The sequence below is a fragment of the Devosia litorisediminis genome (assembly GCF_018334155.1).
Taxonomy (GTDB): Bacteria; Pseudomonadota; Alphaproteobacteria; order Rhizobiales; family Devosiaceae; genus Devosia; species Devosia litorisediminis.
In genome coordinates this window covers 799,022-821,365 of record NZ_JAGXTP010000001.1, presented here as the reverse complement: position 1 = coordinate 821,365, position 22,344 = coordinate 799,022, and the positions used below count along the sequence as shown (strand labels likewise).

At 61.3% G+C, this 22,344-nt stretch carries 21 protein-coding genes and 1 other RNA gene; 8 read left to right on the top strand and 14 right to left on the bottom strand.

Annotation, left to right across the window (positions count from 1 at the left end; all coding sequences use genetic code 11):
* Positions 1-21 precede the first annotated feature (21 nt).
* The 7 genes from hflC to KD146_RS03850 all read right to left on the bottom strand — a co-directional run bounded on the left by hflC (position 22) and on the right by KD146_RS03850 (position 5,748).
* Positions 22-1,098: a protease modulator HflC gene (hflC, locus tag KD146_RS03880; protein WP_212657422.1), complete on the bottom strand. Its 1,077-nt coding sequence runs from the start codon at positions 1,096-1,098 to the stop codon at positions 22-24.
* 3 nt (positions 1,099-1,101) lie between these two features.
* Positions 1,102-2,208, bottom strand: a complete 1,107-nt coding sequence (gene hflK, locus KD146_RS03875) for an FtsH protease activity modulator HflK (protein WP_212657421.1) — start codon at positions 2,206-2,208, stop codon at positions 1,102-1,104.
* A 63-nt stretch (positions 2,209-2,271) separates the two neighbouring features.
* The gene (locus KD146_RS03870; protein WP_212657420.1) at positions 2,272-2,796 is read right to left on the bottom strand and encodes a dihydrofolate reductase; all 525 of its coding nucleotides are present in this window, start codon (positions 2,794-2,796) and stop codon (positions 2,272-2,274) included.
* On the bottom strand, positions 2,793-3,272 hold the full coding sequence (locus tag KD146_RS03865; RefSeq protein WP_212657419.1) for a GNAT family N-acetyltransferase: 480 nt from the start codon (positions 3,270-3,272) through the stop codon (positions 2,793-2,795). The genes KD146_RS03870 and KD146_RS03865 overlap by 4 nt, the downstream gene beginning before the upstream one ends.
* Positions 3,269-4,279 carry a DUF4424 domain-containing protein gene (locus KD146_RS03860; RefSeq protein ID WP_212657418.1) on the bottom strand — a complete coding sequence of 337 codons (1,011 nt, stop codon included), beginning with the start codon at positions 4,277-4,279 and terminating at the stop codon, positions 3,269-3,271. Before KD146_RS03860 ends, KD146_RS03865 begins: the two co-directional genes overlap by 4 nt.
* Before the next feature lie 82 nt (positions 4,280-4,361).
* Complete coding sequence (locus tag KD146_RS03855; RefSeq protein WP_212657417.1) at positions 4,362-5,156, bottom strand: thymidylate synthase; 795 nt, start codon at positions 5,154-5,156, stop codon at positions 4,362-4,364.
* A 10-nt stretch (positions 5,157-5,166) separates the two neighbouring features.
* A complete protein-coding gene (locus tag KD146_RS03850) occupies positions 5,167-5,748 on the bottom strand; it encodes a DUF1003 domain-containing protein (RefSeq protein ID WP_212657416.1) in 582 nt (193 codons plus the stop codon).
* Positions 5,749-5,950: 202 nt separating this feature from the next.
* On the opposite strand from KD146_RS03850, the gene KD146_RS03845 reads away from it, so the two are divergent.
* The 4 genes from KD146_RS03845 to KD146_RS03830 all read left to right on the top strand — a co-directional run bounded on the left by KD146_RS03845 (position 5,951) and on the right by KD146_RS03830 (position 8,379).
* Positions 5,951-7,171 (top strand): alpha/beta hydrolase family protein, encoded by a 1,221-nt coding sequence (locus tag KD146_RS03845; protein ID WP_212657415.1) that lies wholly within the window; start codon positions 5,951-5,953, stop codon positions 7,169-7,171.
* Between the two features lie 7 nt (positions 7,172-7,178).
* Positions 7,179-7,536: a transfer-messenger RNA gene (ssrA, locus tag KD146_RS03840) on the top strand.
* Positions 7,537-7,647: 111 nt separating this feature from the next.
* Entirely contained in the window at positions 7,648-8,148 is a 501-nt protein-coding gene (locus tag KD146_RS03835) for an SspB family protein (protein ID WP_212657414.1), read from the top strand.
* A 9-nt stretch (positions 8,149-8,157) separates the two neighbouring features.
* Positions 8,158-8,379 (top strand): ribbon-helix-helix domain-containing protein, encoded by a 222-nt coding sequence (locus tag KD146_RS03830; RefSeq protein WP_212657413.1) that lies wholly within the window; start codon positions 8,158-8,160, stop codon positions 8,377-8,379.
* Between the two features lie 3 nt (positions 8,380-8,382).
* Here KD146_RS03830 and KD146_RS03825 read toward each other — a convergent pair whose 3' ends face one another.
* On the bottom strand, positions 8,383-12,078 hold the full coding sequence (locus KD146_RS03825; protein WP_212657412.1) for an AsmA family protein: 3,696 nt from the start codon (positions 12,076-12,078) through the stop codon (positions 8,383-8,385).
* A gap of 152 nt (positions 12,079-12,230) precedes the next feature.
* The gene (locus KD146_RS03820) at positions 12,231-14,393 is read right to left on the bottom strand and encodes an esterase-like activity of phytase family protein (protein ID WP_212657411.1); all 2,163 of its coding nucleotides are present in this window, start codon (positions 14,391-14,393) and stop codon (positions 12,231-12,233) included.
* Between the two features lie 200 nt (positions 14,394-14,593).
* Between KD146_RS03820 and KD146_RS03815 the strand changes: the two genes are divergently transcribed.
* Complete coding sequence (locus KD146_RS03815; RefSeq protein WP_212657410.1) at positions 14,594-16,939, top strand: ATP-dependent helicase; 2,346 nt, start codon at positions 14,594-14,596, stop codon at positions 16,937-16,939.
* 63 nt (positions 16,940-17,002) lie between these two features.
* A complete protein-coding gene (locus KD146_RS03810) occupies positions 17,003-17,320 on the top strand; it encodes a heavy metal-binding domain-containing protein (protein WP_212657409.1) in 318 nt (105 codons plus the stop codon).
* Here the strand turns inward: KD146_RS03810 and KD146_RS03805 are convergent.
* Positions 17,317-17,607, bottom strand: coding sequence for a putative quinol monooxygenase (locus KD146_RS03805; protein WP_212657408.1), 291 nt, complete (start codon positions 17,605-17,607; stop codon positions 17,317-17,319). The two genes, KD146_RS03810 and KD146_RS03805, sit on opposite strands and share 4 nt — an antisense overlap.
* Positions 17,608-17,725: 118 nt before the next feature.
* Between KD146_RS03805 and KD146_RS03800 the strand changes: the two genes are divergently transcribed.
* Complete coding sequence (locus tag KD146_RS03800; RefSeq protein ID WP_212657407.1) at positions 17,726-18,595, top strand: 50S ribosomal protein L11 methyltransferase; 870 nt, start codon at positions 17,726-17,728, stop codon at positions 18,593-18,595.
* Between the two features lie 163 nt (positions 18,596-18,758).
* Here KD146_RS03800 and KD146_RS18320 read toward each other — a convergent pair whose 3' ends face one another.
* Positions 18,759-18,890 (bottom strand): hypothetical protein, encoded by a 132-nt coding sequence (locus KD146_RS18320; protein WP_269369176.1) that lies wholly within the window; start codon positions 18,888-18,890, stop codon positions 18,759-18,761.
* 119 nt (positions 18,891-19,009) lie between these two features.
* Entirely contained in the window at positions 19,010-19,144 is a 135-nt protein-coding gene (locus tag KD146_RS18315) for a hypothetical protein (RefSeq protein ID WP_269369174.1), read from the bottom strand.
* 128 nt (positions 19,145-19,272) lie between these two features.
* On the opposite strand from KD146_RS18315, the gene KD146_RS03795 reads away from it, so the two are divergent.
* Positions 19,273-21,093 (top strand): aminopeptidase P family protein, encoded by a 1,821-nt coding sequence (locus KD146_RS03795; protein WP_212657406.1) that lies wholly within the window; start codon positions 19,273-19,275, stop codon positions 21,091-21,093.
* A 108-nt stretch (positions 21,094-21,201) separates the two neighbouring features.
* Here KD146_RS03795 and KD146_RS03790 read toward each other — a convergent pair whose 3' ends face one another.
* A complete protein-coding gene (locus KD146_RS03790; protein ID WP_212657405.1) occupies positions 21,202-21,699 on the bottom strand; it encodes a hypothetical protein in 498 nt (165 codons plus the stop codon).
* A gap of 108 nt (positions 21,700-21,807) precedes the next feature.
* A complete protein-coding gene (locus tag KD146_RS03785; protein WP_212657404.1) occupies positions 21,808-22,266 on the bottom strand; it encodes a DUF3828 domain-containing protein in 459 nt (152 codons plus the stop codon).
* Between the last annotated feature and the right edge of the window lie 78 nt (positions 22,267-22,344).

The following is a 22,344-nucleotide window of genomic DNA, read 5'->3' as shown; positions in this document are numbered from 1 at the left end:
ATGTCTGGTTGCAATCCGCGCTTACTGAGCGGGGGCTTCTTCAATCGCTGCCGGCACCTCGGTGCCAACGGTTGGCGAGAGTTCCGAGCCATCATCGAGCGTGATCGATGGGGCCACGGTCTCTTCAATGCCCAGACCATCAAGGGCTGGCTCATCCGGATTTGGCGCGGTGATCGGCGCCGCCAGCGGCTGGATTGGCCGTGCCGGATTGGTTGATGCAGCCGGAATTTCGCCGTCCGAACCAAAGTAGCGGAAGAACGCACTGTCAGGCGACAGCACCATTGTGGTGCCAGTGCCGGTCAGGGCAGTCCGATAGGATTCCATCGAACGGTAGAACTCGAAGAATTCCGCGTCCTGACCATACGCCGCCGCAAAGATGCGGTTGCGCTCGGCGTCACCCGTACCACGAATGATTTCCGCATCACGCGTGGCAGCTGCCACGATTTCCACGGCCTGACGATCCGCAATAGCCCGCAGGCTCTGTGCCTGCTCCTGACCACGCGCCCGCAGCAGAGCCGCTTCGGCAAGACGTTCAGCACGCATGCGCTCATAGGTACGCTCGCTGACTTCCTCGGCAAGATCGGTACGCAGAATACGCACATCAACGATCTCGATACCGAGCCCGGCCATTTCTGGTCGGATCAGGTCACGGGCCTCAGCCATCATCTGCGACCGCTGTTCAGATAGCGCCGCGTTGAATTCGCGCAGACCGTAGACCTGGCGAAGGGCAGCGTCGAACCGCGTTGCGATACGATCCTGAGCCACCGAAAGCTGGCCAAGGGCGCGCTGACGGAACAGAACCGGATCAGTGATCCGATAGGTCAGGAACGCGTCCACTTCGTAGAACGCACCACCGGAAACCTGCACGGTCATGTCGGCGATATCCTGGCGGAGCAGGCGATCTTCGATGACCTGAACACTATCCACGATGTCAGTCGGAATCTTGAAGTACAGACCCGGCTCACTGCGCACATCGGTGATCTGGCCAAAGCGCATGACGATGGCCTGCTCACGCTCGTTGACCACATAGACCGACGAGAACAGGACGTAGAGCGCAGCAACAAGAACCGCGCCAATAATGATTAGACGATTGCTCATGGCTTAGTTCCCCGTCGCGCTGGTGTTGGTAGCGCCCGAGCGCAGTTCGGGAAGCGGCAGGTAGGGCACGACGCCCGAACCATTGGCCCCGTTCTCGATCAGCACCTTTTCCGAACCGCCCAGAACCTGTTCCATGGTCTCAAGGAACAGACGCTTGCGCGTCACGTCCGGCGCGTTGACGTATTCAGCATAGACGGCATTGAAGCGCTGGGCTTCACCGGTTGCTTCCTGCACCACGCGGTTGGTGTAAGCGGCAGCATCTTCGCGAAGAGCGGCAGCACGACCACGTGCATCACCCAGCAGGGTGTTGGCGTAGGAACGGGCTTCTTCCTGCAGACGGTCTTCATCCTGCTCGGCACGCTGCACTTCATTGAAGGCGTCGGCCACTTCAGCAGGCGGCGCGGCGTTTTCGATCGAAATCTGACTGACGCTGACACCCATGCTGTATGAGTCCAGAATAGCCTGAGTGATGTCTTGCACCTCGATCGCAACACCGGCGCGGTCGTCACGGAAAATGTCCTGAGCCGGACGGCGACCAACGACCTCGCGCATCGCGCTTTCGGCGGCATTGCGCACCATCTCTTCGGGATCACGGACATTGATCAGATAGTCGATTGGATTACCGACAGACCACAGCACGGCAAAGCGGACGTCCACGATGTTCTGGTCACCAGAAAGCATCAGCCCGTCATCGGCATTGGCGCGGGCACCCGCACCAGTGGCTGATCCGATCGATGTCTGGTTCTGAGAGGTATTGACCTTCTCAACCGTCTCGACTGGCCAAAGGTGGAAATGCAACCCAGCGGTCGACAGCTCCTGCTTGGGTGCACCGAACCGGAATTCCACGCCGACCTCGGCTTCTTCGACCGTATAGATCGAATTCAGGCCCCAAAAGGCCACCAGCGCCAGCACGCCACCGACCAACGCCCAGCGACCACCCGGCACACCGCCCTTGAACTGGTCGCGGCCACGATTGAGAATGTCCTCGAGATTGGGCGTATTACCGCCGCCTGGCCGACGTGGACCACCGCCACCGCCACCACCAGGTGCCTGCCCCCAGGGGCCGCCAGTATTGCGGCCACCCCCGCCTCCGTTATTCTCCCACGGCATCGCGTCCCTTTCGGATATTGTGTCGTTTCATTGCAGCCTTATATAGGTAAGGCCTCGGCGCGATCAATGCGCAGCGGGTAAACGCCGCTCGTACACTTTGACGCGGTAGCTGGCTTCATCCTTGGGATTGGGCATTACTTCGGGCTCGTCCACCACAACCCACACTGCCGGATCTATCTCCGGAAACACCACGTTTCCGGCTGGTTCGAGCGCAATATGGGAAATATAGAGCCGGTCAGCCCGCTCCATCATCTGCCGATATATCTCGCCGCCCCCAATGATCATAATCTCGTCAACATCGTCGCGCTTGACGATTTGCCGCGCCAGATCGAGCGCTTCATCCAGGTTTGCGACCACTTCCACGCCATCAGGCTGGTACCCCTGCTGCCGCGTGACCACGATATTGGTCCGCCCCGGCAGCGGCTTGCCCACCGTTTCATATTGCTTGCGGCCCATGATCATCGGCTTGCCCAGCGTGGTGCGCTTGAACCAGGCAAAATCGGAGGGAATGCGCCAGGGAATGGTCTGGTCGCTGCCGATCACACCATTCTCCGCAACCGCTGCAATCATCGCGATACGCACGCTCATCTTGCACCCAGCTTTGCTAGTTCGGCACCTTCGACCCGCACCTTGGTCCACTCATCCTGCATCACACCACCCTGCGCTTTGTAGAACTCGATTGAAGGCGTGTTCCAGTTCAGTACCCACCACTCAAACCGTCCGAGACTCTCAGCGACGCAACGCTGTGCCAGATGCTGCAGCAATGCCTTGCCGACGCCGTTACCGCGCATTTCGGGATCGACATAGAGGTCCTCCAGCCAGATGCCGTGTCGCCCCTGGAATGTCGAATAGGTATAGAACCACAGCGCAAAGCCTACCGGCTTGCCACCCCATTCGGCGATCTCGCAGAACACCTTGGGATCCGCACCAAACAGGTCGCGGACGATATCGACCTCGCTCGCCTTGGCCTCGTGGCTGAGTTTTTCATAGGCCGCCAGTGCATCGATGAACGACACGATCTGAGCGGCGTCATCGGCTTTGGCCGTTCGTATCGTCAGGGTCATTGGCTGTCCGGCATGCGATTGAGAATGAGCACGTTAAGTTCCTGCTCTGGCCAGAAATTCTCCTTGACCATCTCGAAGGTGGTCGGCCCGATCTTGGTGACACCCTCTCCGCAAAAGGAAACAAGGTTGTTCGGATCACCCTTATCGATGACCAGCCGGAACCGCTCAATGCCGTTGCCGGCCCAATTGCTGCCGGTGGTCAGAATATAGGAAATCCAGCTTTCGGTGAATGGCGCCGACCAGGGATCATTGGGATCGCGCAGCGTCTTGCGCACCCCGCTGAGAAAACTCTCATCCGTGCAATAGCGCTCGGCATACTCCCGCGCCGGGTCATAATCATCATAGGCTTCACCCAGAAAGCTCACGCCCACAGTGCCGCCAACGCTGGGCGTATAGGTGTGGACGACTTCCACGGTCTCTCCTGCCGGAAACACGGCCTCCCACGTATAGGTTGCTTTGTAGGTCCAGGCTGGCCAGTAGTGCATTTTCATGCCCTCACCGACGTCATATTCATCGGGCATCAACAGTCCGAAATGCAGCAGCGTGGCCCGTGTTTCTTCACCCAGTGCATCGGTCGTCGCGCTGGCCGCTTCACTGATCGGCACCAGTGGCAAGCCGAGCTGACGCAATAGCTTGGTACGGTCCACACCATGCGCATAGGCATATTCGTGCAGTGTGGCCTCGACTGGCTGCCCGTCCAGCGTGGTGGAGAATTCAAACAGATTGTCATCGGGCCCGGTTGGGAACGCAACGGGCGAATAGACCGACGGCACAATATCGGGCATCGGGAACGCGACCAGCACGCTCTGGTCTTTGGCCCCATCATTGCGGAACTGATAGACCACCCGAATTTCGTCAGCCGAAATGAACAGCTCTTCACTGGCCATCACGATGTCAGGGTTGGTCACGAATTCCAGACCGCCGGTCGTCAGCACCGCCGACGTATCATTGCCCAATGCCGGAAGCACCGTCGCCAGCAGCAGCCCCACAACGCGCAATGATCGCATAACCGTCCTCCCAAACATCGATATGTATCAGACACTTGCACCAAGAACCGGACTCTAGGCCATGACCTTGGTCACGAGGCGTCTAGACGGAGATCGGCGCCTTGATGCTCGGGTGCGGATCATAGCCTTCAAAGGCGAAATCCTCGAACGCGAAGTCTTCCAGCCGCGTCACATTGGGATTGATCACCAGCGTCGGCAGCGGCCGTGGTTCGCGCGTCAGCTGCAATTGCGCCTGTTCGAAATGGTTGGAATACAGATGCGCATCGCCAAGGGTATGCACAAAATCGCCCACCTCTAGCCCGGCCACCTGCGCAACCATATGGGTCAGCAGCGCATAGGAGGCGATATTGAACGGGACCCCCAGAAACGTATCGGCCGAACGCTGATAGAGCTGGCAGCTCAATTTGCCGTTGGCGACATAAAACTGGAACAGGCAATGGCATGGCGGCAGCGCCATGTTGTCGACCTCTGCCGGGTTCCAGGCGGATACGATATGCCGACGCGAATTCGGATTGCTCCGGATCGATTCAACGACCTGGGCGAGCTGGTCGATCTTACGGCCGTCCGGTGCTGGCCAGCTGCGCCATTGCGAGCCATAGACTGGCCCGAGATCGCCATTTTCGTCAGCCCATTCGTCCCAGATCTTGACGCCACGCTCCTGCAGCCAGCGCACATTGGTCTCGCCACGAATGAACCACAGCAGCTCATAGATGATCGACTTCAGGTGCAGTTTCTTGGTGGTGAGCAGCGGAAACCCCTGCCCCAGATCAAACCGCATCTGATAGCCGAACACGCTGCGCGTACCGGTACCGGTCCGATCAGACTTGTCGGCCCCGTTTTCGAGAATGTGGGCGAGTAGCTTGAGATAGGGCTGCATGGCTCTTCTATTACGGCGATTCGGGCACCTGCGCGTCCCCCGCGCGCGCCTGAACCAGTCGCATCAACAGATCGATCTGTTCCTGCTGCTTGATCAGCAATTGCTTGAGATCGTCGTCGCGCATGCGGTCGACCTTTTCATGCAGTCCCATGATCTCGATTTCCGCTTTGAGGTTGCACTCATAATCATGGCTGGTCACCAACCGGTCCTTGGAGGCCTGTCGGTTCTGGCTCATCATGATCACCGGCGCCTGCACCGCGGCCAGCATGGACAGCAGCAGGTTGAGAAAGATAAACGGGTATGGGTCCGGGGCTACGCCCCGCAGCAGCAGATTGCCCAGTACCCAGCCAAGAATGGCCAGTCCGAAGCCGATCAGAAATGTCCAGGATCCGCCAAAGGCGGCAACCCCGTCGGCCAGTCTTTCGCCAAAACTGGAGCCTTCGTCGAATACCTCGCTGGTATCCTCCGACAGCGCACGGCGGCCGATAGCCGTTTGCAGGACGCGCCGCTCCCGCTCATCCAGCGCCGTCTCACCCTTGCCCAGAAACCGCTCCGCTGCCCGGGCCAGCCGGTCCGTACCCATATTCGCCATGTCCGCCTCACCAAGAATTGCGCCGGAGCACTCTATACCGAGTTTGGCCCGCGCATCAGACTGCGCTGCAACCGCGTCAACAATCAGTCATGCCAGTACGATAAGTCCGCTGGGCTGGCGCGAACGGCATGGCCGGTCTAGGGAGGACAGGATGAGAGTTTTGATCGTGGCACTGGTTTGGTGTGCCCTGGGTGGAGTTGTCATGGCACAGGCCAACCGCATCGATACGGTACTTCCCGATGCCCCCGAACTGGCCGTCCGCGGCCCCCACAGTGTCGGCGTGCGTACCTTGACCGTGACCAGCCTGGATCGCCTGGATGTGCTCAATGGCGCTGGCAGCGACGCGCCGCTCTACGACCGTCCCCTCGTGCTTGAAATCTGGTACCCCGCAGACCTGCAGGGCGAGCAACCGGGCACCACCTATACCGATGTGCCACTGGTGGACGGTGTTACCCGCATAGCGCTGGAAGGACAGGCGGTGCGCGATGCGGCCCCGCTGCAGGGCCGGCCTGCCGCACCATTGGTCATTGTCTCGCACGGCTATCCCGGTAACCGTTTCCTGCTCAGCCATTTCGGCGAGCATCTGGCCTCAAAAGGCTATGTTGTCGCGGCCATCGATCACTTCGAGAGCACCTATGACAACCAGTTGGGTTTTGCCAGTACGCTGATGCACCGCTCACCGGATCAGCTGTTTGTGCTCGATGCCATCGCCGACGAGGCGGCCGATCCTGCCAGCTTTCTAAACGCCATCGTCGATCCCGACCGCACGGCGATCATTGGCTATTCCATGGGGGGCTACGGCGCCCTGATCAGCGCCGGCGCAGGTGTCAGCGATACCAGCACCCAATTGGGCTTCGCCCCGGCTGGCGGCAATCTGGCGGCGCTGCAGGCGGGCACACCTGCCTATGATGCGCAACGCGATCCGCGCCTCAAGGCCATAATTGCCATTGGCCCATGGGGCTTCAATGCCGGCTTCTGGGACGCACGGGGGCTGAGCGGCATCACCATCCCGACCCTGTTCATGGCCGGCAGTCTGGATCAGGTGTCGGGTTATGATCCGGGCGTGCGCACTCTTTATCAGTCTGCCGTCAACGCCGAGCGTTATCTGCTCACCTTTGACAATGCCGGACACAATGCGGCCGCGCCAATGCCCGCACCGATCGAGAGCCAGACTGGCGCCGTCCCCGATAGCCCCTTCGGCCACTACGCCGATGCCGTTTGGTCGACGCAGCGCATGAACAATATCGCCCAGCATTTCGCCACGGCGTTTCTCGACACTCACCTCAGGGACGACCCGTCCCAGCGTCGCTATCTTGATGTCACCCAGAGCGCCGAGCCATTCGGCGAACAGGACTGGCCGGGCTTTGCGCCCAATACAACGCGCGGCTTGCGTCTGGAACACGCCTATCCGACAGAAAAGTGACCCAGCGCCATTTGCATCCGGTCGGCAGCAGGCCTATATAGGAACTGCTCGCAAGAGCTATGGCGATAAATTGTCATCGTAATAAACCATTCGGACCCGGGGGCAGTACCCGGCGCCTCCACCATCTACCCGTTCAGGCGGGCAGCCAATGGGGGCGAAACAGGATCGACGAGGGTGTAAAGGGTGTGCTTTTGCTCGGTTGGGTACCGCCGTTATCGGTCTAAAACTTATAGTTGCAAATGACAACAATAAGGCTCCAGTCGCTCTCGCTGCGTAAGCAGTGCTAGCATTGGGAAATTAAGTCCTCCACCCCTAGCCGGGTGACAGGCGGGGTTCGCAGGCACCTGGCAACAGAAGCCTGCACTTTCATTTTTCGATTGCTGGGCACCCAGTACCTTTAATCCTTGAAATCTCATGGAACGTAGGGCTGATATGGGCCGTTCGGGATTCTATCTCTCAGCACCGGAAGGGTGACCATGGCCGAAGACCACATGCGCTACGATATTCTCGCTCAGGAAGCCCTGCGCGGCGTCGTGCGCAAGGTACTGGCTGAAGTCGCCAAGACCGGCTTGCCAGGCGAGCATCATTTTTTCATCTCCTTCATGACCCGCGCACCGGGTGTGCGCCTGAGCGAAAAGCTGCTCGGTCAGTACGAAAAGGAGATGACCATCGTTATCCAGAACCAGTATTGGGACCTCAAGGTCACCGAGACCGGTTTTGAGGTCGGCCTGTCCTTTGATGGCATCCCAGAGACCCTGGTAATCCCGTTCTCGGCGGTCAAAGGCTTCTTTGACCCATCCGTGCAGTTCGGCCTGCAGTTCGATCCGCAGACCGCACCGGGCGCTGATGAAGTCGAAGGTGACGATGACAAGGCCGTCGAGACCGCAGCCGGCGACGGCGAAGAGACCACAGACGCCGATGGCGAGAAGTCCGGCGAAAAAGTCGTCAGCCTCGACGCATTCCGCAAAAAGCCCTGATTACCAGCGATGGACAAGCGTAGTCTGTCCATCTCCGGCCACCGCACCTCGATAGCGCTGGAACCCCAGTTCTGGGCCGCGCTGGAGCAGATGGCGGCGGAATCCGGGCAGACCATGACCGCGCTGATTTGCAGCATCGACGCCGACCGGCAGTCGGACAATCTGTCCTCGGCGGCGCGGCTGGCCGTGCTGCGCTGGTATCAGGCAAAAGTCGGCAATGCCACGTCCTGAGTCTTAGAACAGCGGCTCATTGACCCTGAAGTTATTACGCTGATTGACGGCCGGCGGCAGCTCCAGGCTGAGCGGCCCCTCAAATATCTGGGTCTCGCTCGGCGCCGGTTGCACCGGCTGCACCTGCTGCTGCTGCCGCAACGCTTCGGCCTCTATCGCCTGCTGCGCCGCTTCCTCCTCGGCCTGACGTGCTGCTTCTTCGGCTGCCACACGCGCCGCTTCCTCAGCAGCCCGCTGGCGCTGGGCTTCGATCAACGCATTGCGCGCTTCGGCTGCTTCGCGCTGGCGCGCAGCATCCGCTGCACGCAGGGCCTCGAGCCGGTCCACTTCCAGCTCATTGGCGCGCACCTGAATGGCCGCCACCATCTCATCGAGATCCAGCAGGGTCTCTGGTGCCAGCAGCGTGCCGCCCAGGCGGGTGAAAATCCGCGCCGTATCGGGCACAATCAGGCTGTCAGCGGCGTCAAAGCCTACCGGGGTCAGGGAAAAGTCGCCGCCCAGCCCCAACGTGCCGGTGTCCAGATTGAGGTCGCCCGCCAGACGCGCGCCATCGCCATCAACGATGAAATTGTTCAGCCGCATCACGCCGCCGGCAATGCTGAAAGCCCCTGCTGCCTTGGGAGCCACAAAGCGCCCCTGCCCCAGCGCGAGGCCCATAATGGCACGCAGCGCATCGCCATCCATGTTGAGCACGTCATCGAGCCCGGCCAGGGTCTCGAAGACGGCGGGCGACAATTGCGTCACAGCAAAATCGGCCAGCGTGAAATTGCCTTCACCCGCCAGGGTGCCGATCACCTCGGCAATGCTCGCGCCGGTGCCGTTGAACTGCACACCACCAGCAACACGCCCCGCCAGCGCCCGCGCCACGGCGGGCGGCGCCAGCGCTTCGATCGCGGCGTCGGTCAGGCTAAGGCGCCCACTCACGGTCTTTTCGGCCAGCGGTCCGGCGCAGCATACCGAAATATCCAGCTTGGCGGTGCCCGCCCCAATTGCCGCTTCGAACCGGGCCAGCCGCACCCGGGTTTCGTCCCACACCAGATCAAAACCCGTGGCACCCAACCGCTCGACACCACCTGCCGCCAGGCCATTGGCCGTCACCGCAATGGTGCCGCGCGTCGCCCGGGCCTGATCGCCAATACCGATCGGACCCTGTGGCCAGCCACCATTGGCACCGATCATGCCGGTCCGACCAAAAAGTGTCGCTGCCAGCCCTTCAACCGAAACAGTATCGATCGCCACCGCGCCTGTGACATTGGCAGCGTCTCGCGCCCGGTCGAACGACAGCACGCCGGAAAAAGCCACATCGCCCGAGCGGCCTTCGATCTCGGCCAGCCGCACCAATCGACCACCCTCAAAATGGAACGCTGCGCTGGCCTGTGCATGCGGCAAGCTCAGGCCCGGCGCGCCAATGATGCGCGCCAGACCGCCCGCATCAGCCAGCGTGACGTCAAGCGTGCCGGTGCCCTGCACTTCGCCACTATCGGTCGCCACAAGATAGCCCGCAAAACCGAGGGCTTCATCGCCTGAACTGAGATTGATGCGGCTGTCGAGACTATTGCTCGGCGACCCTTCCAGCCCAAGGCTGACCAGCATGTCGTCATTTTCAAATAGAGGCGCATCACCCAGCCCCAATTGAGCGCTCAGAGCGACAGAATCGTCGGTTTCCAACGTCGCCGTCAGCCGCAGTGGTGCAGTGCGCAGCCCGACAAGGCCACCCTCCAGTTCCGCGCGCAGGTCAAGATCGGCAGCCCCCAACGTTCCCCCCAGCGTCAGAATCTGGGCGCCGTCGCGATCCCCTTCCTCAAGATCAATCAGCACCTCCAAGGGCGCGGACGCCGCCAGAGCGGCGCGCCAGTCCGCAGGCACCGAGAAAAGATCATAAAGTCCAGCCAGACCCGGCGCATCGGCACGCGCAATGCTCAGCCGCCCCGAGCCGGAAACCGTCGGCTGGGCAAGACTACCCGCCGCAGTGGCGGTCACATCCAGCCCCAGCCCGCCCCAATCGTCCGCCGATAGCCGCGCAAAACTGATCGAGCGCGCGTCCCACTGGCCCTCGGCGACCATTGCCCTGCCGTCATAACCAAGCACCCGCGCCTTCTGCGCCGTCAGTGAAAAACTGCCCTCGGGAAAGCTGATGCCGAAGCCCGGCTCGGCCATTCCGTCCGGCAACAAAGCCCCCAGAACCGTGCTGCCCTGAACGCCCAATCCGGCAAAATGCCCCACCACATCGAGCCGCTTTTCTTCGCCAAAGCCAACCCGCAGCTCGACCGCGTGCGACACTGCATTGAGCGTCAACTGGCCTTCGCTGACCCGCAAGGCATCGCCCGTCAGCATCACATTGCCTGTCAGCACGCCCGCCTGATTGAACAGCGCATTATCTTCGCGCGGCTTGCGCCAGAGATGGGCCAGCCCATCAAGCCGCGCACTGCTTATGCTGAACTGCCCGCGAAACGCGGGATAGCTGGTTTCACGCCGCAACGCGCCACTGGCCCGCACGGCCGTATCGCCGGGAAGTTGCGCCACAAACTGCTCGACCGTCCACAATTCGCCATCCGTGCTCGCATCCAGACGCACATTGCGCAGCGCGAAGCCGCGCAATCCGACCTCCGCCAGGTCAAGGCCAATGCGTCCGGGCATCGGCGGAATGAGCGGCGCTGGCAGTTCGGCAAGCAGCCGCACAGCTTCATAGGGCTTGGTATCGGGGTCTTCCTTGGCATCGCGCGGCGGCAACGAAAACACCCCGCCTGAGACCACCGCATCAAAACTCTGCCGCGCGCCCAGTTGAATACTGGCCGCACCAGTCAGGCGCGTTCCGGCACGGTTTTCATCGGGCTGCAGCGTATAGCCGGTCAGCACGACCCGGTCCGTGGACGCCGTCATCTTGCTTTCGAGCACCAGATCGCCGCGAATATCGTCGGCGCGGTCGGCCAGCACCGGGGTTTCGCGATAGGTCATCGCCCCGTCAAACCGCGGTGCGATGCCCGGCGTCAGCAACCCTTCGCTGGCAAAGGAAAAGCGCCCGCTATCGGGCTGCACGAAGGCCGAAAGCCGCGAGTGTCCCGCTGCGTCGAGCTGCGATGAATTGAGCCGGAAGGTGTAGCGTTCGCTGCGAAACACCCCACTACCCTGGAACTGGAACGGCCCCGAAAAGCTCGACAGGCGCAGATCCCCGTCAACGTCATCGGCGACAAAGTTCTGATCGGCCCGGCGGTCCATCAGCCGGATCGTGCCATCGACAATGCTGGCTTGGCCAAGGGCAACACCGCCACCGGCCGTATTGACGTTGACGCCGCTGCCGAACAGCCCGTTTTCATCAATGCTGAAATCAATGACCGGGCCGCGCAGCACCAATCGCGTCAGATCGTAATTGTCGCGCAGAAAATCCATCAGCGAGAATTCGGCTTCGACGCTGTCGACTGTGGCTGCAGGCTCCTCGGGCGAACCCACCAGCACATCGGTAAAGCTCAGCCGGGGCTGCGGCAGCAGGGCAAAGGCGATATCACCGCGGATGGTCACGGGCGTACCCAGCACCCCGGTCGCCAGCTCTTCCATGCGGGTGCGATAATCTCCCCACTGGATCAGATATGGCGCGATGAACGCGCCACCGAGCACGATGATCGCCAGCATGCCAACAACGATGTAGATGCGGTTCAGCACAGCGCGTGGGTCATCCGAATTAATGCGCCAGAGTGTAGGCAAGACAAGCGCCCGCGCAACCCCGACACTGCGTTGAATACACGCCAGAATCCCCACTCTTGAATGCCAGGCCAACAATTATGGCCTGCATGCGCCGAAACGACGATCGGCCAGCCCCGCAGGACTGGCCGACCGCAACATATCCGCGATGCGTGCTAGAGCGCGCCGATGGACCAGAACATAGTCTCGCCGGAGCTGTCGTCCACGCCGTCATTATCGGTGATCACAAAGCCATTGCCGGCCGCGTCGATGGCAAAGCTCTCGACCTTGTCCAGCACGTAGCCGTTGCCTGCCTTCAGATCCGGCACGAAGTCACGCACCAACTCCTTGCTGACCACCGGCAATTCGCCGCCCAGTGGCGCCGCGACCATTTCGGCCAGTGATACGCGATACAATGCCTTGTGCTGGGCCTTGGCGCCGATCTGGTTGTCGCGCTCGACGATATAGACGAACTCGCCGTGCGCCACGATTTCCGACAGCCCGTTCCAGCTGCCATCAGCCGGGGTCTCCAGCGGATAGTGAACGGCACCCCATTCGCCCGAAGCCGGCTTGTAACTGACCAGCTTGACCATGCCTGGGGCATCATCCTGCCATTCGCGCTGCATGGCGATCCACAGGGTCATGTCATCGCCGCGACCAGTGCTGGTGATGCCTTCGGCGCCAAAGCGGATCTCCTGGGCCAGCAGTTCAGCGGGAAAGGCGACCTCCTCTTTGATCTCGCCATCGGCGTCGACATGATAAAGCGCGTGTGGGATCAAACGGTCCGTGCGCCCTTCCGAAGCCAGCCAAAATCCGCCCTCGCCGTCCAAGGCAATACCTTCAAGATCCAGCTTCTGGGCGGTCTCGCCACCACGCGTCACAAGGGTCTTGCCGGTAATGCGGGCCGGCATGGCGGTCGCATCGATGGCGTAGATCGCCGGCGCAGCACTGACAAAGCTGTCGCTGACGGCATAGAGCATGCCCGGTTTTTCGGCGTCGGCGACGGCGCCAGAAATAGCCGACCAGCCAATGGGCAGTCCCTCGGCGTCCAGATCGGCGATCAACTGCGGATACTGGGCTACGCCTTCGGCCAGTTCATACACCATCACATGAGAGCCTACGCCGCCCTCTTCGCGCAGATCAACCTCATTGGCGGTCGCCAGCAGATTGCGCTGCGGAATGGCCACCAGCCCCTCGGGTGAAATCCCCGATGGCAGCACCTGCACGAATTCAGGCGCGGCGCCCGTATCCCTATAAACAGCGATCAGCGAAGAGCGTTCTTCGGTAACGAAGATATAGGTGTTCTCGCCAAAGCGGCCGACCTCCAGTCCTTCTGGCTCAACGCCCTTCTTACCGGCGCGCTTGTCAGGGTAGTGGCCGACGCGCGCCGCATAGTGTTCAAGGTCAGCGCCGCTATCGAACAGTACCTCGCCGGCACGATTGAGGATGGAGAAGCCGCGGCTGCCGCCATTCCAGTCGCCTTCATTGGCAATCACGAACCGGTCGTTATCAAGCCACTGCACCGCGTCGGGCTCGCGCGGCAGGTCAGTCGCCGAGCCAGTGAAAGCGTATGCGCCGTCAGCCTTGGTATCGATGCGATCCAGGCTCACCGTGCCAGCGGAGAAATGCGCTGTGACCGCGCCCGTCTGGCCGTCGATGATGACGATGGCGTTGTTTTCCTGCATCGTCAGAACGATTTCGTCATTGTCGTTGAAGTCGACAAATTCTGGCTCGGGGTCTTCCCCGCCAATCTCGGCCAACCCCGTAACCTCTACCTTGGTCACGGTTTTGGCGGCGATATCGAACATCACGACAAAACCGGCGGGCATCTGCGGCAGACCGCCATCGCCGAGATCCTCGTCACGCTCATTCTCAATGGCCACGGCGATCAGCGTGCCGGCGGCGTTGTGCGCCACGGAATCCGGTTGTCCGCCCAGATCATATTCGGCCTCGACCGACTGGCTGGCGATATCAACCACCACGAGCTTGCCCGAAGGCATGGTGTAGCTTTCCGACGTATTGACGCCGACATAGGCCTTGTCGCCGACAATGGTCACTGAAGTGGGCTCGCCATCCAGCGCCATGAAGCCAGCAGGCTTGGGCGCCTTGGCGTCGGTGATATCGACAAAGCCAATGCCGCCAGCGGGGCTGTCCGAATAGATCAGCATCATGCCGTCATCGGTGGCCGCGATGATTTCCGAGGAGGTTACCGCAGCATCCGGCGCGTTCTGCGCCACGGCAAAGCTGGCAATGCGGTTAAAGGTTTCGGCAGCACCGGCATTGGCCGTCGTGGCAAGCAGCATGGCCGTCAGACCGACCAGTATTTTGGATCTAGACATCGATAATCCCCCGTTGAGTTCAACGGGTGCCTTAAGCAGGACACGCTACAGTCCCATGACGCTCGCATGACGGATCAGTGACGCCGCCGCGTTCTATACATTGTGGTCCCCCATCCCTATATTCGCAGGAGAACAAATCAAGATTCGTCAACGCCGCGCTGCTGCGCCCACAACGGCGCGCAGTGTTGGAAAGGCTATTAATGTCTGGTGCAGACCACCCCCTCGCCCGCCCCGCTGCCGGTGCTATTACCAGCCAGTTCAAGAGCCAGCAGCCGGTCGACTACCTGCAGGGCCTCAACGAGGAACAGCGTGACGCCGTCGAGAGCATTGACGGCCCGCTTCTGGTGCTGGCCGGTGCCGGTACGGGCAAGACCCGCGTACTGACCACCCGCATTGCCCACATCATCAATACCAACCGCGCCTGGCCCTCCCAGATCCTGTCGGTGACCTTTACCAACAAGGCCGCCCGGGAGATGAAGGAGCGCATCGAAAAGCTGGTCCCGCGTCTCGACGCCATGCCCTGGATGGGCACGTTCCACTCCATCGGTGCTCGTATCCTGCGAGGCCATGCCGGTCTGGTGGGCCTGACCAGTTCCTTCACCATCCTTGATACCGATGACCAGATCCGGCTGATCAAGCAATTGCTGGCTGTTGAGGGCATCGACGAGAAGCGTTGGCCTGCCAAGCTCTTCGCCTCGATGATGGATGGCTGGAAGAACAAGGGTCTGCTGCCCAAGGACGTATCCTCGGCCGATAGCGGCTCTTATGCCAATGGTATGGGCGGCAAGCTCTATTACGACTATCAGGCCCGACTGAAATCCCTCAACGCCGCCGATTTCGGCGACCTGCTGCTCGAATGCATTCGCCTGTTCCGGGAAAACCCGGACGTGCTGGCCGAATATCACCGCAAATTCAAATACATGCTGGTGGACGAATACCAGGACAGCAATGTCGCTCAATATCTCTGGCTGCGACTGCTGGCCCAGGGCAAGCCCGCCCCCGAAGCTAATATCTGCGTGGTCGGTGACGATGATCAGTCCATCTATGGCTGGCGCGGCGCCGAGGTCGACAACATATTGCGCTTCGAGAAGGACTTTCCGGGCGCCAAGGTGATCAAGCTCGAGCGCAATTACCGCTCCACCGCCAACATCCTCAAGGCCGCCTCCAGCATCATCGCCTTCAACGAAGGCCGTCTGGGCAAGACGCTGCAGACCGATGTGGCCGAAAAAGGCGAACCGGTCGCCATCACCCAGGTCTGGGATTCCGAAGAGGAAGCCCGCGCGATCGGTGAAGAGATCGAGCAATATCAGCGCGCCGGTGAGCCGCTCAACTCTGTGGCAATCCTGGTGCGCGCCAGCTTCCAGATGCGCGAGTTCGAAGAGCGCTTCATCACCCTCGGCCTCAATTATCGCGTGATTGGCGGACCGCGCTTTTACGAGCGCAAGGAAATCCGCGACGCCCTGGCCTATCTGCGCCTTGTGGCCCAGCCCGCCGACGATCTTGCCTTTGAGCGCATCATCAATGTGCCCAAGCGCGGCATTGGCGATGCCACCCTCAAAATGCTCATGGAGACGGCCAGACTGCAGGATCTGCCGCTGCTGTCCGCCACGCGGTCGCTGCTCGAAACCGAAGAGCTCAAGCCCAAGCAGCGCACCACCCTACGCAGCCTGATTGGCCAATTCGACGATTGGGCCTTCCGCGCCCAGACACTGAAGCCCTTCGAGATGATCGAGCAGATCCTTGAGGAAAGCGGCTATACCGACATGCTCAGCGCCGACAAATCGGTGGAGTCCGAAGGTCGCAAGGAAAACCTCAAGGAACTCAGCCGCGCCATGGAGGAGTTTGAAACCTTGGGCGGCTTCCTCGAACACATCTCGTTGGTCATGGACCGCGACAGTGCTGACGCGGCCGATGCCGTCACCATCATGACTCTGCATGGCGCCAAGGGATTGGAGTTCAACACGGTTTTCCTGCCCGGCTGGGAAGAAGGCACATTCCCCAGCCAGCGCACCATGGATGAATCCGGCCGTGCCGGGCTCGAAGAAGAACGCCGTCTGGCTTATGTCGGCATTACCCGCGGTCGCAAGCGCGTGCGCATTTCCGCCGCCCAGAACCGTCGCATCCATGGCCTCTGGCAGTCCGCCATTCCGTCCCGCTTTCTTGATGAACTGCCCGCCGACGCCGTGGAGGTCACCGATACCGGTTCCTCCTATGGCGGCTATGGCTATGGCGGTGGAGGCGGTGCCGCCAGCCGCTTCAACAAGACCGACCCGTTCGAGAGCGTCTATGAAACGCCCGGCTGGCAGCGCGCCCGCGCCCAGCAGTCCAGTCGCAAGAGCGCCGGGCCCATGACCATTGACGGCGATCTGGTCGCCCGCTCGGTCGATATCGGCAACGACAAATCCGCCTTCGCCTTTGGCGAGCGTGTCTTCCACCTCAAATTCGGCTACGGCGCCATCGCCGGCATCGAAGGCAACAAGCTGACCATCGACTTCGAAAAAGCCGGCCGCAAGAAGGTCTTGGAGAGTTTTGTTACCAAGGGGTGAGCCGCCCGCCTTGGGTTCACACTATATGCATTGGACGTTGTACGAGCCCTAAGGAGCCCCGCCATGATCATCTCCACTACACCCACTCTCGAAGGCCGCCCGATCCGCGACTATCTTGGCATTGTCACCGGCGAGGTCATTGTCGGCGCCAATATCTTCAAGGACCTGTTCGCCAATATCCGCGACATCGTCGGTGGCCGCGCTGGCGCCTATGAATCCACCCTGCGCGATGCGCGGCGGCAGGCCTTTGCCGAACTCGAAGCTGAAGCGCTTCGCCTGGGCGCTGATGCCGTGGTGGCCGTTGATATCGACTATGAAGTGGTCGGCCAGGGTGGCTCGATGCTGATGGTGTCGGTCTCGGGCACCGCCGTGCAGCTCTAGAGCCCGCTGCCACCCAATGGCTCGGTCTCGATAAATTCGGCGAAGCCGGCAATGATCGGCTTTGCCTTGGCAATGGTCGCCTGCACATGAGGCAATTGCAGCGAGTCGGTGTGCGCCTGCTTGCTGTCCCACACCTCGGTAATCCAGATGCCATCCTCGCTCTTGGGATCGCGGGCGATGACATAGCTGCGACAGCCGGGCATGGGCGCATGTCCCTCCAGCATGATTGCCAGCAGCGCCTCGCGTTCCCCCGGTGCGGCCAGCATCCTGCCCATCAATCCATACATCGCCGACTCCCGTGTGCGTTCTGATTAAAACTAGCACGAGACATGCACATTGGGGACAACTCGGATTGACGCCCGTGGGCCGATGGCGCAACAAGGCACAAACCAAGGGAATATTGCCATGTCCGTCGATCAGCTCTCCGCCCCGCTCACCAAGGATCAGGCCTATGCACTGGTCGATGCGGTCATGGAACGGGATGATCTGGCACTGACGGCCTCGGCCCACGAGAATGAAGAGACCGGCGAATGGTTCTTCGAGGCCACCTGCGATAGCCCGCCCGACCTTGAATCATTTGTTGAACTGGCGCGCCAGACCCTTGGTGGCAAAGTTGATTTTTCTGTTTCGCCAATTGATCCGGATTTCAACTGGGTAGCCAAATCACTTGAGGGTCTGGCTCCGGTCAGCGCCGGCGGGTTCTATGTTTATGGCAGCCATGAAACCGGCCCGGTCCCCGGCGGCCTGACAGCGATGAAAATCGATGCGGCACAGGCCTTTGGTACCGGTCACCACGAAACCACAACCGGCTGCCTTGAAGCCATCAACATGCTGCTCAAGCGCAAGAAGCCGCGCCACATGATCGATGTTGGCACCGGCACGGGCGTGCTCGCCATCGCCTTGGCCAAGCGCACCAAGAGCCCGGTGATCGCCAGCGATATCGACCCCATTTCGGTGACCACCACCATCGCCAATGCCGAGCAGAACGGCGTGGGCAAGCTGATCATCGCGGTGGAAGCCACCGGCATGACCAACCCGACCATCGCCCAGAACGGCCCCTATGATCTGATCGTAGCCAATATTCTGGCCGGTCCGCTCATGGCGCTGGCACCCTCGGTTGGCCGGGCGGCCCAGAAGGGCGCAACCATTATCCTGTCGGGCATCTTGCAGCATCAGGCGCGCGGCGTGATCAACGCCTATGCCCGCCAGGGCATGACCCTGACCCAGAAATTGCAGCGCAAGGAATGGACCACGCTGATGCTGGAAATGAAGTAGCGGCGCCACCGCATCGGTGAGCGCAGTTGGCACGAACTGGTGCACACACTGCGCACATCGAGCGGCGCCGCATGCGCCAAAGTGCGACACTATCCAGACAAAGCAAAATCCCCGAAGCAGGCTCCGGGGATCGTCAGATCGTCAGCAGTAAACTGCAGCGGCCTTACGGGCGCTTGGTGAATGCGCCGATCAGCTGGTGCTGCATGCGATAGCTGACCTGGCGGCTCGTTTCGCGACCACGGGCATCGATAACCGAACCCAGTGTCTTGCGAAAATCGTTCTTGCTCTCAGTCATCGTCATCTCCATGCACTTTGACGCGGTCTTTTGCCGTCGTCGCAGTCTATCTAGGCCAACCCGAAGCGTTCAGTTAGGCCCAAATTGGCACAGCACCCCTGCAAGGCGTGCAGGCCTGATTAACGCTTGGTGAATTCGTCTTTGCCCAGGCCCAGATCACGCTGGTAGCGCGCAACATAACGCTGTGCGGAACGTTCGCGGCTGGCAACCATGGCTTCGACGGTGCGGACGAAGAAATTCTTCTCGTTGCTCATATTTGCTCTCCTGTGTTCTGACACTAAGTTAGGCTTTCCTGCGCGATTTGCTATGCCCTGATCGCTCAAGCCAGCCATGACCGGAGCGCACTCCGCTATTGGATACTCCCGCCCCAAGGACCTTCTTGATGACCGCCTCCAGCTTTCCGCCCGCCGTGTTTCAGAGCTTTGAGGAAAAGGTGGACCCCGCCAATGTCGCCCCCCGGCTGGATGCCCTGCGCGCCGCCATGACCAAGGCCGGGGTGGACGCCTTCCTGATTCCGCGTGCCGACGCCCATCGCGGCGAGTCGGTCCCCGCTGGCGACGCACGGCTGGCCTATGTCACCGGCTTCACCGGCTCGGCCGGCATGGCCATTGTCGGCCCCGACAAGGCGGGACTGTTCGTTGATAGCCGCTATACCCTGCAGGCCCCGGCCCAGACCGATACCGACAAGGTGGACATCCACGAATGGCTCGGCGCGGGCTATTCCCCGGATCTGTCCAGCTATGTGCCCAAGGGCGGGACGCTGGCCTATGACCCCTGGCTGCACACGCCCGGCGAGGTGCGCAGTCTGAGCGAACAGCTGGGCGAGCATTGCACCATCGTGCCTCACGCCAATCTGGTCGACGCGATCTGGAGCGACCGCCCCGGCGCGCCGGTCAGCCCGATCGAATTTCTCGGACACAACCGGGCCGGCCAAAGCGCTGGTGAAAAGATCATTGCCATTCAGGCCAGCCTTGGAACCGACAAGGCTGACGCCGGCGTGCTGACCCTGCCCGAGTCGATCTGCTGGCTGCTCAACATGCGCGGGCGCGATGTGCCGAACACGCCCTTCGTGCTCGGCTTTGCCATTGTGCCACGCAGCGGGCAGCCAACGCTTTATCTCGATGCCGCCAAGATCACCAATGACCTCAGAACGACGCTGAAGGGCGTGGCCCACATTGCCACGACCGACACGCTGACCCGTGATCTGGCCGGTTTGGGCAGTGCGGGCAAGACCGTATTGATCGACCCCAGCACCGCCCCGGCCGCTATTGCAACCACGCTGCGCGAGGCTGGCGCCAAGCTGCTCGAAAAGCGCGATCCGGTGTTGCTGCCCAAGGCGGTCAAGAACGATGCTGAACTGGCCGGCATGCGCGAAGCCCATACTCTGGACGGCGTGGCGCTGGCCAAGTTCCTGGCCTGGTTCGACGCCACCGCGCCCAAGGGCGGGCTGACCGAGATCAGCATTGTCACCGCGCTCGAAGCATTCCGGCGTGAAGAGGAAACCTGCGTCGATGCCAGCTTCGACACCATTTCGGGCGCCGGCCCCAATGGCGCCATCGTGCATTACCGGGTGACCACCAAGACCGACCGCACGCTCAAGCCCGGGGAGATCATGCTGGTCGATAGCGGGGCGCAATACCTCTCGGGCACCACAGACATCACCCGCACGCTCTCGACGGGACCCACCACGCCCGAACAGCGCGACCGCTTCACCCGCGTGCTCAAGGGCATGATCGCCATCACCCAGGCCCGCTTCCCCAAGGGCACCAGCGGCGCTCAGCTCGATATTCTGGCCCGCCAGTTTCTCTGGCAGGATGGCGTCACCTACAATCACGGCACCGGCCACGGCGTCGGCGCCTATCTGGGCGTGCATGAGGGACCCATCGGCATCGCCTCGCGCTACCCCACTCCACTGGCGGCCGGCAATGTGCTTTCCAACGAGCCCGGCTATTACAAGGCCGGTGAATATGGCATCCGCATCGAGAACCTGATCATCGTGCAGGACAGCAGCTTTGCCGGGTTTTACGACTTCGAGACCCTGACCCTGGCCCCCATCGACCGGCGCCTGATCGAGGTAACGCTGCTCAGCCCGGCCGAGCGCGACTGGCTCAACGCCTATCACCAGCGGGTGTTCGAAGAGATCGGCCCCAAGGTCGATGCGACGGTGCGCAACTGGCTGCAGACGGCGACCGCAGCGCTTTAGCGGCTGGGTGTCACCTCGCTATCAAAGAATGACAGTCACCCTCCCGGCCTTTCCCCTGATGGGGGAGGCCGGGAGGGGTGTCGCAACCGCAAAGAAAACTCCGCCCGCTCAGAACCCTAGCGGATCATAGGTCAGCGCCCAGCTGAGCAGCCAGTTCTCGTCGCTGCCCAGGGCCGCTACATCATCGACTTTCCAGCCGCCATCCTCGCGCACCGTGGCGATGCTGAGCAGTCGGGGGTGATCGAAATTGTGGTAGCTGACACTGACCACGGCGCGGTCGCCAATCATCAATGGCTCGCCAATGGTCAGATCAAACAGCAGCGCGCTGACATCAGGCAGAAAGGGATTGAACATCTCGGCCGGCTTGAACTCGGCGCCGGAAATCGCCGCATCATTGGCGAACATCCTGTTTTCCAGCGCCTGATCGAACACCGATTGCAGCCGGCGCGAATAATAGGCTGTCGGCTCGCTGGCCAGCGCGCCCGGCTGATACTCGGCGTAGATCGCCGCCACCAGCGCCTTGGGGTCGTCAAACCGGTCCGCGGCTGTCGCTGGCAGCACCATGGCCAGTCCCGCCGCAATCATCACCAATAGCCCTGTACGCATGCATGCTCTCCCTGTGTCCCGCCATATGGGTAGTGACGGCACACGGCACAACTGTGATCACGCCATGACCAAAAGGCGGCACAGCATTACCATTGGGCAATCTGGCCCCTATTGCGCGGCCCCGGCAAAGATGTCGCTAAGGCGGTAGGGATTATCGGCATTACTCGAGACCACGTCGTCGATCTTCCAGCCATCGGCTTCCTGCACCAGCTCGTAGCTCAGGCTGCGCCGCGCACCGAAATTGCTGAAGGTCACAACCACTGTGGCGTAGCCGCCCGAGATCGCAGGGGTATCGATATGAAGCGCGCTTAGCTCAAAATCCTGGGCATCGATATAGGGATCAAAGCCCAGCGCACCCATTTCACCTTCCGGGGTGTTCTCGGCGTCTGCATCATACAGCGCCTGAAGACCCGCCGAGCGGAACACGGCGTCATCAACCGAAAAGTCACCATCCAGATAAGGCTTGTAGAATGCCTCAAGCAGCGCTTCGGGCGTCTCGAAGGGCTGGGCGGCAGCAACACTGCTCAAGGCTAGAAACAGGCTGGCAGCAAGGACAGCAAGGCGCATATTCGTCTCCACAGGATCGGCACAGCCGCTGCGCGCTCGCGCTATGCGGGCGGCCAGAACGGTCAATGCGGTGTGTTA